Here is a 271-nt window from a genome sequence, read left to right as displayed (position 1 = left end):
GCTCGTCCCCAGGCCATGGATCAACATGCTCGGCGCCAGTTTCATATCAACGCATTGCAGGGTGCGTTCGAACTGTTGGCTGAAATCAATCGCGCCGTCCTCGATCACCACCGCGCCTATGGACAGCACCCGATCCTTGTTCAGGTTCAGCCCGGTGGTTTCCAGGTCCAGCACCACCCAGCGCTGCTCCCGCAGGCTGCATTCGCGCAGCTCGGGGCCAATCGGCAAGTGTTGCAGGCGTAGTTGCAGGTCCTCGGCCAGCAGCGGCGTC

The 271-nt window shown here is 62.4% G+C and carries 1 protein-coding gene; it reads right to left on the bottom strand.

Annotated features, from left to right (window positions below; translation table 11 throughout):
- A partial coding sequence (locus tag BK665_RS33335) for an exonuclease domain-containing protein (RefSeq protein ID WP_375538968.1) occupies positions 1-264 on the bottom strand: 264 nt, incomplete at its 3' end.
- Between the last annotated feature and the right edge of the window lie 7 nt (positions 265-271).

It is taken from the genome of Pseudomonas frederiksbergensis (assembly GCF_003732665.1).
Classification (GTDB): Bacteria; Pseudomonadota; Gammaproteobacteria; order Pseudomonadales; family Pseudomonadaceae; genus Aquipseudomonas; species Aquipseudomonas frederiksbergensis_G.
The sequence above is the reverse complement of the archived record's forward strand: the minus strand, read 5'-3'. Positions and strand labels throughout refer to the sequence as shown.